General features: G+C 65.3%; 14 protein-coding genes. 9 read left to right on the forward strand and 5 right to left on the reverse strand.

Annotated features, from left to right (window positions below; all coding sequences use genetic code 11):
• The first annotated feature begins 43 nt into the window (after nucleotides 1-43).
• From AmiPiv_RS22545 to AmiPiv_RS22555, 3 genes are read left to right on the forward strand one after another with little or no spacing between them, the layout of a single operon-like run.
• The gene (locus tag AmiPiv_RS22545) at nucleotides 44-673 is read left to right on the forward strand and encodes an ABC transporter permease (protein WP_340041071.1); all 630 of its coding nucleotides are present in this window, start codon (nucleotides 44-46) and stop codon (nucleotides 671-673) included.
• On the forward strand, nucleotides 673-1,308 hold the full coding sequence (locus AmiPiv_RS22550; protein ID WP_340041073.1) for an ABC transporter permease: 636 nt from the start codon (nucleotides 673-675) through the stop codon (nucleotides 1,306-1,308). The genes AmiPiv_RS22545 and AmiPiv_RS22550 overlap by 1 nt, the downstream gene beginning before the upstream one ends.
• Nucleotides 1,309-1,330: 22 nt before the next feature.
• Nucleotides 1,331-2,272, forward strand: coding sequence for an ABC transporter ATP-binding protein (locus AmiPiv_RS22555; protein ID WP_340041075.1), 942 nt, complete (start codon nucleotides 1,331-1,333; stop codon nucleotides 2,270-2,272).
• A 79-nt stretch (nucleotides 2,273-2,351) separates the two neighbouring features.
• Here AmiPiv_RS22555 and AmiPiv_RS22560 read toward each other — a convergent pair whose 3' ends face one another.
• The 5 genes from AmiPiv_RS22560 to AmiPiv_RS22580 all read right to left on the reverse strand — a co-directional run bounded on the left by AmiPiv_RS22560 (nucleotide 2,352) and on the right by AmiPiv_RS22580 (nucleotide 7,873).
• The gene (locus AmiPiv_RS22560; RefSeq protein ID WP_340041077.1) at nucleotides 2,352-3,272 is read right to left on the reverse strand and encodes an ABC transporter permease; all 921 of its coding nucleotides are present in this window, start codon (nucleotides 3,270-3,272) and stop codon (nucleotides 2,352-2,354) included.
• Nucleotides 3,272-4,339, reverse strand: a complete 1,068-nt coding sequence (locus AmiPiv_RS22565; protein ID WP_340041079.1) for an ABC transporter permease — start codon at nucleotides 4,337-4,339, stop codon at nucleotides 3,272-3,274. The genes AmiPiv_RS22560 and AmiPiv_RS22565 overlap by 1 nt, the downstream gene beginning before the upstream one ends.
• Nucleotides 4,323-5,867 carry an ABC transporter ATP-binding protein gene (locus tag AmiPiv_RS22570; RefSeq protein ID WP_340041081.1) on the reverse strand — a complete coding sequence of 515 codons (1,545 nt, stop codon included), beginning with the start codon at nucleotides 5,865-5,867 and terminating at the stop codon, nucleotides 4,323-4,325. Before AmiPiv_RS22570 ends, AmiPiv_RS22565 begins: the two co-directional genes overlap by 17 nt.
• Before the next feature lie 91 nt (nucleotides 5,868-5,958).
• Nucleotides 5,959-7,053 carry a BMP family ABC transporter substrate-binding protein gene (locus AmiPiv_RS22575; RefSeq protein WP_340041083.1) on the reverse strand — a complete coding sequence of 365 codons (1,095 nt, stop codon included), beginning with the start codon at nucleotides 7,051-7,053 and terminating at the stop codon, nucleotides 5,959-5,961.
• A 49-nt stretch (nucleotides 7,054-7,102) separates the two neighbouring features.
• Nucleotides 7,103-7,873: a GntR family transcriptional regulator gene (locus AmiPiv_RS22580; protein WP_340041085.1), complete on the reverse strand. Its 771-nt coding sequence runs from the start codon at nucleotides 7,871-7,873 to the stop codon at nucleotides 7,103-7,105.
• Nucleotides 7,874-8,115: 242 nt separating this feature from the next.
• Between AmiPiv_RS22580 and AmiPiv_RS22585 the strand changes: the two genes are divergently transcribed.
• From AmiPiv_RS22585 to AmiPiv_RS22610, 6 genes are all read left to right on the forward strand, one after another.
• The gene (locus tag AmiPiv_RS22585; RefSeq protein WP_340041087.1) at nucleotides 8,116-8,982 is read left to right on the forward strand and encodes an aromatic ring-hydroxylating dioxygenase subunit alpha; all 867 of its coding nucleotides are present in this window, start codon (nucleotides 8,116-8,118) and stop codon (nucleotides 8,980-8,982) included.
• Between the two features lie 26 nt (nucleotides 8,983-9,008).
• Nucleotides 9,009-9,914 (forward strand): aromatic ring-hydroxylating dioxygenase subunit alpha, encoded by a 906-nt coding sequence (locus AmiPiv_RS22590; protein WP_340041089.1) that lies wholly within the window; start codon nucleotides 9,009-9,011, stop codon nucleotides 9,912-9,914.
• A gap of 36 nt (nucleotides 9,915-9,950) precedes the next feature.
• Nucleotides 9,951-11,717, forward strand: a complete 1,767-nt coding sequence (locus AmiPiv_RS22595) for a Rieske 2Fe-2S domain-containing protein (RefSeq protein WP_340041091.1) — start codon at nucleotides 9,951-9,953, stop codon at nucleotides 11,715-11,717.
• A 10-nt stretch (nucleotides 11,718-11,727) separates the two neighbouring features.
• The gene (locus tag AmiPiv_RS22600) at nucleotides 11,728-12,375 is read left to right on the forward strand and encodes a glutathione S-transferase family protein (RefSeq protein WP_340041093.1); all 648 of its coding nucleotides are present in this window, start codon (nucleotides 11,728-11,730) and stop codon (nucleotides 12,373-12,375) included.
• A gap of 61 nt (nucleotides 12,376-12,436) precedes the next feature.
• A complete protein-coding gene (locus tag AmiPiv_RS22605) occupies nucleotides 12,437-13,564 on the forward strand; it encodes an S-(hydroxymethyl)glutathione dehydrogenase/class III alcohol dehydrogenase (RefSeq protein WP_340041095.1) in 1,128 nt (375 codons plus the stop codon).
• Nucleotides 13,565-13,738: 174 nt separating this feature from the next.
• A partial coding sequence (locus tag AmiPiv_RS22610; protein ID WP_340041113.1) for an alpha/beta hydrolase-fold protein occupies nucleotides 13,739-13,913 on the forward strand: 175 nt, incomplete at its 3' end.

A 13,913-nucleotide genomic window follows, 5' to 3' on the forward strand; every position in this document is an offset into this window, starting at 1 on the left:
GCGGGCGGTCCTACCCAGACGCCCGACAGGTAGGAGCAACGTTTTGACTTGGGTTCCAAAGAACATCCCCCGGCTCTTCGAAGCATTGATGGAGCATTTGTATCTGGTCTTCTCCTCGGTGGGGATCGCTTTGGTGATTTCGCTCGCCGTCGGCATCTGGGCATCAAGGCGCCCGAAGACCTTCACCACCATCATTCTCGTGACGAGCATCCTTTTTGCCATTCCCAGCCTCGCCTTGTTCGCCCTGCTCATCCCCGCGATGGGCATCGGGGCGGCACCGGCGATCCTGGGCCTCGCCGCCTATTCGCTGATGATCCTGGTCCGCAACATCGGAACGGGCTTCCAGTCGATCCCGCATGAAATCCTCGAGGCGGCGCACGGCATGGGCTACGGGACAGTGCGCCGGATCTGGGAGGTCGAGTTGCCGCTGGCGATGCCGTATATCGTCGGCGGAATCCGCATCGCCGTGGTGACGGTCATCGGCATCGCCACGGTCGCCGCCTACATCAATGCCGGCGGCCTCGGCGTCATCATCTTCCAGGGCATCGACCAGCGCTTCCCCGAGAAGATCATCGCCGGCGGGCTCATGACCTCGGTCCTGGCGCTGTCCGCGGATTTTCTTCTGACTTCGCTGGAAAAGGCGCTTCGCCGCCGCAACGGGAGGCAAGCCTGATGATCGTCGTCGAAGCCTTTCAGTGGATCGCCGCAAATCTGGGCACGTTCACCAGTGCCTTCAACCGCCACATGGTGATGAGCCTGATTTCGCTTGGCATCGCGCTGGCCATCGCCCTTCCCGTGGGGATTGCCGTGGCGCGGTCGCCCCGGTCGGCGTTCGTGACGATCAACGTCGCCGGCGCCGCGCGCTCGATCCCAAGTCTTGCCATCCTGGCGGCGGCCATGCCGATCATGGGCATCGGGCTCTGGCCATCGGTGATCGCGCTCGTCGTGCTGGCCGTCCCGCCTTTGCTGCTCAACACCATCATCGGCATACGCGAAGTCGACCCGGCCGTCCTCGACGCCGCCAACGGCATGGGCATGGGACGGGCGGAGATCCTCTGGCAGATCGAGTTGCCGCTGGCCGTCCCCTCGATCCTCTCCGGCGTCCGCACGGCGGCCATCCAGGTGATCGGCGGAGCCGCGCTTGCTTCCTTCATCGGCGGAGGCGGTATGGGCGACTTCATCAATGCCGGCATTGCCATCATGGACATGCCGCGGCTCCTCGTGGGGGCCATCCCGATCGCGTTTCTCGCGATCTTTGCGGAGCTGGCGTTCGGCTGGCTCGAACGCAGCGTTTCCTACCGGCGCTGACAGCGGATTACGGATATTTAAGATGATACGAATTGAACATGTGACCAAGAACTTTGCCGGCAGCAATCGCCCGGCGGTGGACAATCTCGACCTTCACATCGAAGCGGGCACGACCGTCGCCATGATCGGCCCGTCGGGCTGCGGCAAGACGACCACCATGCGGATGATCAACTGCCTGGAAACCCCGACCCGCGGACGGGTTATCGTGAACGGCAACGACGTTGCCAATGCCGACCCCAAGCAGCTGCGCCGGACCATCGGCTACGTCATCCAGCAGGTCGGCCTGTTCCCGCATATGACGATCGCCCGGAACATCGCCACGGTGCCGCGCCTGCTGGGCTGGGACAAGGCGAAGACGGATCGACGCATCGACGAGTTGCTCGAACTCGTCAGCCTCGATCCGGCCGTAATGCGCAACCGTCTTCCGCACGAGCTCTCGGGCGGCCAGCGGCAGCGCGTCGGCTTCGCCCGGGCCCTGGCGGCCGATCCGGCGATCATGCTGATGGACGAACCGTTCGGCGCCATCGACCCGATCACCCGCGTCCGCCTGCAGGACGAGTTCCGGCAGATCCTGAAGAAGGTCAGCAAGACCGTCGTCATCGTCACGCATGACATCGACGAGGCGATCAAGATGGGCGACCGGGTCGCGATCATGCGCGACGGCCAGTTGCTGCAATACGACAGCCCCGAGGCGATCCTTGCCAATCCGGCCAGCGAGTTCGTCAAGAACTTCCTCGGGCCGGACCGGACGATCAAGCGGCTCAGCCTGATCAATGTCGCCAGCGTGATGACGGCGCCGCGCTCAACTGCCGTGGGGATCCCGATCGCACCGGACGCCAACCTGCATGTCGCGCTGGCGTGCATCCTAGATAGCAATCTCCCTGGCCTGGACGTCAAGGCGCCGGACGGCACCGTGATCGGCTATCTCGACCGCGATGCCATCCTGGCCTGCCATACGCGCTGACGGGAAGCCTTAAGAGCGTGTCGTAAACACAACGGCCGGGCATTGCCCGGCCGTTTTTCGTTGCCTGGTGGCTCCTGCCTCACGTCGCAGGCCGGAACGGCTTTGCCAGCGAGGCCGGGAAGTGCAGCGCCAGCATCTGGCGGTTCTGCGAGATGATGACCAGCACCACGATGGTGGCGAGATACGGTAGGGCGGAGAGCAGTTCGGAAGGCACCGCCAGCCCCAGCGCCTGGCCCTGCAGCTGCAGGATGGTCATGCCGCCGAACAGCCAGGCGCCGAGCAGCACGCGCAGCGGCCGCCAGGTGGCGAAGACCACCAGCGCAAGCGAAATCCAGCCCTTGCCGGCCGTCATGTTCTCGACCCAGAGCGGCGTGTAGGCGACCGACAGATAGGCGCCGGCAAGACCGGCCATCAGCCCGCCGAACATCACCGCGAGGTAGCGGATGCGGATCACCGGGTAGCCGATGGCGTGCGAGGTCTCGGGCGATTCGCCGATGGTGCGCAGGATGAGCCCGCCCTTGGTGCGGTACAGGAACCAGCTGATGACGACAAACATCAGGATGGCGAAGTAGACCATCGGGTCGAAGCGGAAGAACATCGGCCCAATGACCGGAATGTCCGACAGGACCGGGATGCTGACGCGGTCCAGCGCGTCGATCGGCGCCGAGCCGAAGCCGCGGCCGAGGAAGGCCGAAACGCCCGAGCCGAAGATGGCGAGCGCGAGGCCCGCCGCGTACTGGTTGGTCAGGAAGCTGAGCGCCAGCACGCCGAAGAGCAGCGAGGCGGCGGCCCCGCCGAGCGCGCCGGCGAGGATGGCGACCGGCATCGGCAGGCCTGCGACGACGGCCCAGAAGGCGAAGGCCGCGCCCATTAGCATCATGCCTTCGATGCCGAGGTTGAGGACGCCGGACTTTTCGACGACGAGCTCGCCGAGGGCGGCGAAGATCAGTGGCGTTGCGGCGATGATCGTGCCGGTGAAGATGGCGATGAAGAGATCCATCAGGCGTGCTCCGGAATGCGGCGAAGCCGGTAGAAGATGAAGAAGTCGGCGGCGAGCAGGAAGAAAAGCAGGATGCCCTGGAATATGCGGGTCAGCGACGAGGACAGGCCGAGGTTCATCTGAACCGCCTCGCCGCCGAGGAACAGGAGCGACATCAGCAGTCCGCCCAGCACGATGCCGAAGGCATTGAGCCGGCCGATGAAGGCGACGATGATCGCGGCAAAGCCATAGCCGGGCGAGATCTGTGGCGACAGCTGCCCGAGCGGGCCGGTGACCTCGGCCATGCCGGCGATGCCGGCGGCCGCACCACCTGCGAGCAGGCCGGTCCACACCGCCGAGCTTTCGCGGAAGCCGGCGTAGCGGGCGGCGAGCGGGGCGGCGCCCGAAACCTTCATCTTGTAGCCGAGGAAGCTGCGGTCGGTGAACAGCCACATCAGTACGACGGCCACCACGGTGATGAACACCGAGCCGTTGATGCGGTAGGCATAGTCGAAGGGCTCGAACATGGCGGCCGCGGGCAGCAGGGCCGTCTGCGGATAGTTGAAGCCCGCGGGGTCGCGCCACGGCCCGTGCACCAGCCACGACAGGAAGAGTGTGGCGATGTAGGTCAGCATCAGCGTGACCAGGATCTCGTTGGTGTTCATCCGCGCCCTGAGGAAGGCGGGGATGGCGGCCCATGCCATGCCCGCGCAGGCGCCTGCCAGGAACATCAGTGGCAGCAGGATCGGGCTTTCCGGGTTCGGATAGAACAGGCCGACCCCGCAGGCGGCGATGGCGCCGATGATGAGCTGGCCCTCCGCGCCGATATTCCAGACATTGGCGCGGAAGCCGACGGCGAGGCCGCAGGCAATGAGGATCAGCGGCGAGGCCTTGAGCAGCAGCTCCGACAGGCCGTTGATCGAGTTGATCGGCGTGATGAAGAAGGCCTGCAGCGTCGTCGCCGGATCATATCCCAATCCGGCGAACATCAGCGAGCCGACGAACAGCGTGAGTACCGTTGCGATCACCGGGGCGGCGATGCGCATGGAAGCGGAGGGTTCCGGCCTCTGTTCAATCCTGTACCGCAACTTCGCCTCTCCCGTTCGTTCCGTTGCCGCGGTCGACCCTGGTCATCAGCAGGCCGATTTCCTCGCGGTTGGTTTTTGTCCTGATCAAGGGCGGCGACACCTGGCCCTGGCAGATGACGAGCAGCCGGTCGCAAATCTCGAACAGCTCGTCGAGTTCCTCCGAGACCACCAGAACGGCGGCGCCGGCGCGGCTGAGATCGACAATGGTCTGGCGGATGAATGCGGCCGCGCCCACATCGACGCCCCAGGTCGGCTGCGCGACCAGGAACAGCTTGGGCTGCAGCGCGATCTCGCGGCCGACGATGAATTTCTGCAGGTTGCCGCCGGACAGGCTCTGGGCGCTCGATTGCGGACCGTTGGCCTTGACCTTGAAGCGCTCGATGACGGCGCGGGCGAAGCCGGTCGCCTTGGTGCGGTCGACCATGCCGTGGCGCACCAGCCCGCCGTGGCGGTTGGCGGTGAGCACCGCGTTCTCCCACAGCGCATGCGGCGGCACGGCGCCGCGGCCGAGCCGCTCCTCCGGCACGAAGGCCATGCCAAGCCTGCGCCGCTCGCTGGCGTTGAGATGGGCGGCCGCCTTGCCGCCGATCTGGACCGCAAGCGCATTGGGATGCGTGCGCTCGCCGCTGAGCAGCGAAATCAGCTCGGCCTGGCCGTTGCCGGAGACGCCGGCCAGGCCGACGATCTCGCCGCCGCGCACCTCGAACGACACGTTCTTGAGCTCGACGCCATACTTGTCGCGGGCGGAGGCGGTGAGGCCGCGCACCTCGAGCACAGGCTTGTCGCTCGGCACAGACGGGCTGACATGCATTTCGGGCAGCTTCGAGCCGACCATCATGCGGGCGAGTTCGAGCGAGGTGCTCTCCTTGGGTTTTGCAGTGCCGGTCACCTTGCCGTTGCGCAGCACGGTGGCCGAGTCGCAGAGCTCCTGGACCTCGTCGAGCTTGTGGCTGATGTAGACGATCGAGCAGCCTTCGGCGGCGAGCTGCCGCAAGGTCTCGAACAGCTTCACCACCGCCTGCGGCGTCAGCACCGAGGTCGGCTCGTCGAGGATCAGAAGTTTCGGCGCCTGCAGCAGGCAGCGCACGATCTCGACGCGCTGGCGTTCGCCGACCGACAGGTCGTGGACGCGGCGGTGCGGGTCGATGGGCATGCCGTAGCGGTTGGACAGCTCGGTGATCTGGCGCGCCAGCGCGTCGAGATCGAAGGTGCTTGATACGGAGAGCGCGATGTTCTCGACCACGGTGACGGACTCGAACAGCGCGAAATGCTGGTAGACCATCTCGATGCCGAGCGCCCGCGAGCTTGCGGGGTTGTGGGCCTCGATCGGCTTGCCGTCGCACCAGATCTCGCCGGAATCGGCCTGGGCCGCGCCGTAGATGATCTTCATCAGCGTCGATTTGCCGGCGCCGTTCTCGCCGAGCACGGCGTGGATTTCCCCGGGCATGATCGACATGGAGATGTCGTCATTCGCAACGATGCCGGGATAGCTCTTGGTGATGTTGCGCAGTTCTAGGCGCGGGGTCATAGCCGGTCCTGCCGTTTGGGTTGGACGGAGCGCAGCCGCAAGCCACCGGGGCGGATTTCCGCCCCGGTGGGTACGATTGCAGGGCGATCGGTCAGCCGAGCTTGCCGATCATGCCTTTGACGAACCAGTTCATGCCGCGGATGTCGGCATCCGCAAGCACCGTTCCGGAGGCCACCTTGACGTTGCCGTCCTGGTCCTTCAGCTCGCCGGCATAGGGTTGGACCTTGCCGGAACCGATGTCGGCCTCGAGCTGCTTGAGCTTGGCGATCACGTCGGCCGGGATCGCCTCGTTGTAGGGTGCCATCTTGACCACGCCGCCGGCGAGACCGTCCCAGCGCGCCTCGGGCTTCCACGTACCATTGGCAACACCCTTGGCGGCGCGCAGATAGTCGCTCGACCAGTCGAGGGTGAAGGCGGTCAGCTGCTTGCCCGAGCCGAACTTCGCCATGTCGCTGGCATAGCCGATCGACCAGGCGCCGCCTTCGCCGGCGACCTGCACGCCGGTGGCGGTATCGGTCATCGAGCAGATGACGTCGCAGCCCTGCGACAGCAGCGTGTTGGCGGCTTCCTTTTCCTTGCCCGGGTCGAACCAGGAATTGAGGAAGATGGCGTTGCAGGTGATGTCGGGCTTGACGCTCTGGGCGCCGAGCAGGAGCGCGTTGGCCGGGCCGACGATGTCGGGGATCGGGAAGCCGCCGATGAAGCCGATCTTGCCCGACTTGCTCATATGCGCGCCGGCGGCGCCGGCGACGAAGGTGCCTTCGTAATACTTGGCCTCGAAGGTGCCGAGATTGGCGAGATGCACGATGCCCGAGCAATGCTCGAAGGCGACCTTGGGGAAGCGCGGCGCGACCTTCTGCATCGGGGTTCCGTGCGAGAACGACGTGCCGAAGATCAGCTGGTTACCGGAGGCGGCGAGTTCGCGGAACACGCGTTCGGCGTCCTGCGGCATGAAGATGTTGTCGATGACGGTGATGGCGACCTTGTCGCCGAACTCCTGCTTGATGGCGTCGACGCCGAGGCTGTGCTGCTTGGTCCAGCCGATCTCGGCGATGGGGGAAACGTAGACGACCCCGATCTTGAGCGGTTCCTGGGCGCGGGCGGCGCCGGTCAGGCCGCCGGTGGCGAGCGCGGCACCTGCCGCTCCCGAATAATGTAGAAACTTGCGTCTGGTGAGATTGAGCATGGTGGTAACCCTCTGTTGGTAGATGCGGCGCCCGGCTTGTGTGCCGGGTCTATTTAGCGGCGTGGTCGTGGGCGTGCGCCCTCGCCTTGCCGTTGTCTCCCGTCTTTTTTCTTGGCGCAGGCTGCGGCGCCTCGCCGGCCTTGGTGTCCAGATAGGGCTCGAGCGCCTCGCGCGGCGTCAGCTCCGGAAACACCTGCCTGTCCATGATGTAACCGCGCACGACGCTCCGGTGATGCGCGTCGATCAGCTCCATGGCCTGCTTCAGCCGGCCCTTCTCGAGCAGTTCGATCACCCGCGCATGGTCGTCGAGCAGGTTGCAATAGTCGAAGTCGGCGGTGATCAGCGAGCGCAGCAGCGTCGTGCGGCGCACGAGCTGGGCGTGGATCTCCTGCATCACCTTGTTGCGGCTGAGCCGCACGAACACGGTGTGGAATTCCTGGCCGAGCACGTCGGCGAGCGCGTCGTTGCCGGAGGCCACCGCCTGGCGCTGGCGCTCGACATGCTGGCGCAGTTCGGCCCAGCCGGCGGGGCCGAGACGGTCGCTGAGCTGGGCCGCCACGCCCTGTTCGACCAGGGTGAGCGCGTCATAGATCTCCATCGCGTCCTGCATGCTCGGACGCGCGACGAAGGCGCCGCGATTGCGCTCGATCTGGGCGAGGCCATCGTCGGCGAGACGGATCAGCGACTGGCGGATGACGATGCGGCTGACGTCGAATATCTCCGACAGCTCACGCTCGCCGAGCTTGCACCCGGGCACGAGCCGGTGGTCGAGGATCGCCCGGGTCAATATGTCGGCAATCGCCTGCGAGCGGCTGCTCATGACAACTTCCTCCCCCGCCAGCACCTTTGGCCTGCTCGGCGGTCAGCCTCGGCTTCCATGGCGCCGGCGGCACCACTTGTCCCAGGTTACGAATTCCATATCGGTATTCAATCAATTCCGCCTGTCAATCAAAATTCTCATCTGGGTATGCAATTTCTTATTGATTGATATCCAATCCTGTGGTTCCAATATGGCCATAACAGAGCTAGGTTCATGGGGAAGTGCTAGCCAGGGAGGTTGCAATGAGCAAAGCAGCCCTTTGTAGCGACAGAGTCCTTCTTAACGATTGGCATGTGGTCGCGGACCTGACGAACCTGTCGTCGGCCGCGCCGTTCCAGACCCGGCTTCTCGGGGTCGATCTCACCATTCACTGCCGCGGCCGCTACAACAAGGAAGTGGTCCGCAACGACACCGGCGAAGTGGTCAATTCGACCAAGCGCTACGGTTTCCTCTGGGCCTGCCTCGGCAAGCCGGAGCGCGACATCGTCTTCGTGCCCGAAGCCGAGGAGGGCGACCGCTACCTGGTCACCGGAGGGTCGATCGCCGTCAGGGTGTCGGGCCTGCGGGCGGTCGAGAACTTCCTCGACATGGGGCATTTCCCCTTCGTCCACACTGGCTGGCTGGGCGACGAGCCGCATACGGAAGTCGCGCCCTACAAGGTCGAACTGACGGCCGCCGACGAGCTGGTGGCGACCGAGTGCAAGTTCTATCAGCCGATCGCCTCGCCGACGGCCAAGGAAGGTTTCATCGTCGACTACGTCTACAAGGTGATCCGGCCCTATACGGTGGCGCTCTACAAGAGCAATCCGGTGCAGAAGCACCGGCTCGACGTCATCACCCTGTTCGTCCAGCCGGTCGACGAGGACAACTGCGTTGCCCATCCTTTTCTTACCTACCTCAAGGACGGCATCGACGAGGCGGGGATCCGCAGCTTCATGCAGTTGATCTTCGCCCAGGACAAGCCGATCCTCGAAAATCAGGTGCCGAAGCGCCTGCCGCTCGATCCGCGCGCCGAAACGCCGATACGGGCCGATGCCGTCGCCGTGCTCTACCGGCGCTGGCTGCGCGACAAGTCGGTCACCTACGGCGCGATACCGGCGCGGATGTGAGCCGCGCCCACAACAAGGAACCGCACATGACCAAGACGCGATGCACGGATCAGGTGATCCTCGACCTCTGGCACCCACTGGCGGCCCTGGCCGAAGTGCGGGCAGGTGTCGTCGCCGATACGGTGCTGCTCGAGGAGCGCCTCAGCTACGCAGTCGATGGCAGGGGCAATGCCGCCGTCTGGCGCGACCGCGCCGACCTTGCCGAGGGCAGCCCGGTAGACATTGCAACGGTAGCCGAAAAGCTGCCGCTGAAGCTCGCCTATGGCTACATCTGGACGTCGCTCGGCAATCCGCCGGCCGAGCTGTTCCCGATCCCGGAATTCGACGAGGCCGACCGCCGCAAGCTCAACGCCGCGACCGTCGGCGTCAACGTGTCGGCGCCGCGGGCGATCGAGAACTTCCTCGACATGGGGCATTTCCCTTATGTCCACACCGACATCCTCGGCGCCGAACCGCATACGGAGGTGAAGGAGTACGACGTCGAGATTTCGGTCGACCGCGACGAGATCCTGGCGACGCGCTGCCGCTTCTACCAGCCGATGGCCTCGACCACCTCGGACGGCGGCGCCGACGTCGATTACATCTATCGCGTGCCACACCCCTTTTGCTCGGTGCTCTACAAATCGAGCCCGATGGACGAGAGCCGCCGCGATGTGATCGCGGTGTTCCTGCAGCCGGTCGACCAGGAGCATGTGCGGGCGCACATGATGTTGTGCATCCTCGACGAGGACAATGAGGACAAGGTCATCAAGCGCTTCCAGCAGACGATCTTCGGGCAGGACAAGCCGATCCTGGAGAACCAGTTCCCGAAGCGGCTGCCGCTCGATCCGCGCGCCGAAACGCCCATCCGTGCCGACAAGTCGGCCATCGCATACCGCCGCTGGCTCAGTCAGAAGGGCGTGACCTACGGTGTCATTCCCGCCGCTACCTGAGCGTGAGCCGCGCGAAACCTAGTTCTGGAGACAACAATGCTCGATACCGCCAAGACCAGATGGCATCCCATCGCCGCGTCTTACGACCTGCCACACCGCCACGTCTTCCATGGCCAGCTTCTCGGCCGCGAGTTCGCCGTCTGGCGCGCCGACGACGGCTACATCAACGTCTGGGAAAACCGCTGCCTGCATCGCGGCGTGCGCCTTTCCATCGGCATCAATGACGGCCGCGAATTGAAGTGTCAGTACCATGGCTGGCGCTACTCGAACCGCACTGCCGGCTGCACCTACATCCCCGCCCACCCGGCCGACGCGCCGGCGCGCACCATCACCAACCGCACCTTCGCGGCGGTCGAGCGCTACGGCCTGGTCTGGTCGGCCGAGGAGCCGCAGGGCGAGGTGCCGGAAGTGCCCGGTCTCGCCGAGGGAGAACTGCTCACACTTCGCGGCATCCCCGTCAACGCCCCGGCCGACGTCGTTGCGGCAAGGCTCAAGGGCTACCGCTTCCAGCCGAACGACCGGATCGATGGCGGCGACGCCAAGGTCTCGGTCGAGGCTTCGAATGAATTTTCGGTCGCGCTGCGGGCCACGGATGGCGATGCCGCGACGCATGCCATCTTCTTCGTCCAGCCGGTTGATTCCAACCGCTCGGTGATCCGCGGCGTGCTCGACGGCAAGGTCGAGGGCAAGGCACGGTTGGCAGTCCTCCACCACCACAACGGTCTTCTGTCGAAGCTGCGCGACACCGTCGAGCGCGAGGCTGCCACCGAGCCGGCGCCGGCGCCGCTCGAACCGGTCATCGAACGCGTCTCGGCCGAACTCGCCGAGATGCCCGAAGAGACCAAGCACGGTCGCAAGGCGACGATCCGCGTCGAGGTGGCGAGGAAGTGGCAGGCAGCCGACGGCATTGCCGGCTTCGAACTCAGGCCCATCAAGGGGCTGCTGCCGACTTTCCAGCCCGGCGCCCATATCGACGTGCACATGCCGAACGGGCTGATCCGGCAGTACTCCATCACCAACGGTCCGGGCGAGAGCGACAGCTACGTCATCGGCGTCAAGCTGGAGCGCGACTCCAAGGGCGGCTCGACCTGCATGCATGAGACGGTGCGCCAGGGCGACGTGCTGGCGATCTCCGAACCACGCAACAATTTCCCGCTGCGCCGCGATGCGGTGAAGACCGTGTTCGTTGCCGGCGGCATCGGCATCACGCCGCTCTTGGCGATGGCCCAGGCGCTCAGCAACCAGAGCCTCGCTTTCGACCTGCACTATTTCGCTCAGAACGAGGCCCAGCTTGCCTTCCCGGAGAAGACCGCCGGTCTCGGCGCATCGCTCAAGCCGCACCTCGGGCTGTCGCCGGAACAGACCGGCGCGCAGTTGCGCGAAATCCTCGCCGGTTATCGACCCGACACGCATCTCTACCTCTGCGGTCCTGGCCCGATGCTGGAGGCGGCGCGCCATCTGGCGGCCGAGGCCGGCTGGCCCGAAGGGGCGGTGCACTTCGAGTACTTCAAGAACACCAACGTCATCGACGACAGCTCGAGCTTCGAGGTGGCGCTGGCCCGCTCCTGCGTGACCCTCAAGGTGCCCTCGGGCAAGACGATCCTCGAGGTGATGCGCGAAGCCGGCATCGACATGCCGTCGTCCTGCGAACAGGGCGCCTGCGGCACCTGTCTCGCGACCGTCATCGAAGGCGAGCCCGACCACCAGGACGTCTACCTCAACGACGCCGAGCGCAAGTCCGGCACCAAGATCATGACCTGCGTGTCGCGCGCCAAGTCGGCGCGGCTTGTCCTCGACCTCTAGGAGTTCCCCGATGATCACCCTTTACGACTACGAACTGTCGGGCAACTGCTACAAGCTGCGCCTTTTGATGGGCATGCTCGGCGTCGACTGGAAGACCGTGCCGATCGACTTCTACCCCGGCCGCGAGCACAAGTCGGAAACGTTCCTCAAGATCAATCCGCTCGGCCAGCTGCCGGTCATCGAGGACGACGGACTGGTGCTGCGCGACGCCCAGGCGATCCTCGTCTACCTTGCCTCGAAATACGACGTGTCGGGCACCTGGTACCCGCGCGACAATCCCGCGCTGCTCGGCGAGATCAGCCAGTGGCTGGCCTTTGCCGACGGCATCACCGGCACGGCGTCGGCGGCGCGCCTGCACGACGCGCTGTTCTACGAACTCGACGTCGAGGCTGCACGTGCCGGCGCCCATCGCCTGTTCCGCATCCTCGACGAACATCTCTGGTTCGGCGAGCAGGAGGGACGGGAGTGGATCTGCTCGACCGCGCATCCGACCATCGCCGACATCGCCTGCTTCCCCTACATCATGCTCTCCGAAGAGGGCGGCATACCCAGGCAGGACTATCCCGCGATCCGCCGCTGGTGCGATCGCGTCAAGCGCCTGAAGGGCTTCACGGTCATGTCGGGCGTGTTCCCGGCCGGCCCGGCCAAGGCTGCCTGATCCAGTTCAACACAATTCCGTCGGGCAGAGGTCCGGCATCCGAGACATTGGGAGTGAGACGATGAAAACCCGCGCCGCCGTCGCCGTTGGAGCAGGCAAGCCGCTCGAGATCATGGAGGTGGACCTCGAGGGTCCGCGCGAGGGCGAGGTGCTGGTCGAGATCAAGGCGACCGGCATCTGCCACACCGACGAGTTCACCCTGTCGGGCGCCGATCCCGAAGGCATCTTCCCGGCGATCCTCGGCCATGAGGGGGCCGGCGTCGTCGTCGACGTCGGCAAGGGCGTGACCTCGCTCAAGAAGGGCGACCACGTCATCCCGCTCTACACCCCCGAATGCCGCTCCTGCCCGTCGTGCCTGTCGCGGAAAACCAACCTCTGCACCGCGATCCGCTCGACGCAGGGCCAGGGCCTGATGCCCGACGGCTCGAGCCGCTTCTCGATCGGCAAGGACAAGATCTTCCACTACATGGGCTGCTCGACGTTCTCGAACTTCACCGTGCTGCCCGAGATCGCGCTCGCCAAGGTCAACCCGGACGCGCCCTTCGACAAGATCTGCTACATCGGCTGCGGCGTGACCACCGGCATCGGTGCGGTCATCAATACGGCACGCGTCGAGATCGGCTCGACCGCAATCGTCTTCGGCCTCGGCGGCATCGGCCTCAACGTCATCCAGGGCCTGCGCCTGGCGGGCGCCGACATGATCATCGGCGTCGACCTCAACAACGACAAGAAGGAATGGGGCGAACGCTTCGGCATGACCCACTTCGTCAACCCGAAGGAGGTCGACGGCGACATCGTTCCGTACCTGGTCAACCTGACCAAGCGCGGTGCCGACCAGATCGGCGGCGCCGACTACACCTTCGACTGCACCGGCAACGTCAAGGTGATGCGCCAGGCGCTCGAAGCCAGCCATCGCGGCTGGGGCGAATCGATCGTCATCGGCGTGGCCGGTGCCGGCCAGGAGATCTCGACGCGGCCGTTCCAGCTGGTCACCGGCCGGACCTGGAAGGGCACCGCCTTCGGCGGCGCCCGCGGCCGCACCGACGTGCCGAAGATCGTCGACTGGTACATGGAGGGCAAGATCCAGATCGACCCGATGATCACCCATACCCTCAGGCTCGAAGACATCAACAAGGGCTTCGACCTCATGCATTCAGGCGAGAGCATCCGCAGCGTGGTCGTCTATTAGCAGGGATACGCCCTGGCTTTTCGCGGGGCCTCAAGCCTCCCAGCTTGCCCTGCGTGTTCCCAAAGCCCGGCGTCGGCCGGCGGTGCGTTCCGGGGTCTCCACGACGCCCCCGACGCGCCGCCGGCCCCTTTGCTGTTTGGCCAACTGGCCGGCTGAAATCGAAAGGCAGAACCGATGAAGACCGTTTCCACGTCGAAGTCGCATGGCGGCGTCCAGGGTGTCTATTCGCATGCATCGGAGACGTGTGCCTGCGACATGACCTTTGCCGTGTATGTGCCGCCGCAGGCCAAGGACGGTCCGGTGCCGGTGCTGTGGTATCTCTCGGGCCTGACCTGCACCCATGCCAACG

The sequence above is a fragment of the Aminobacter sp. Piv2-1 genome, assembly GCF_037625995.1.
Classification (GTDB): domain Bacteria; phylum Pseudomonadota; class Alphaproteobacteria; order Rhizobiales; family Rhizobiaceae; genus Aminobacter.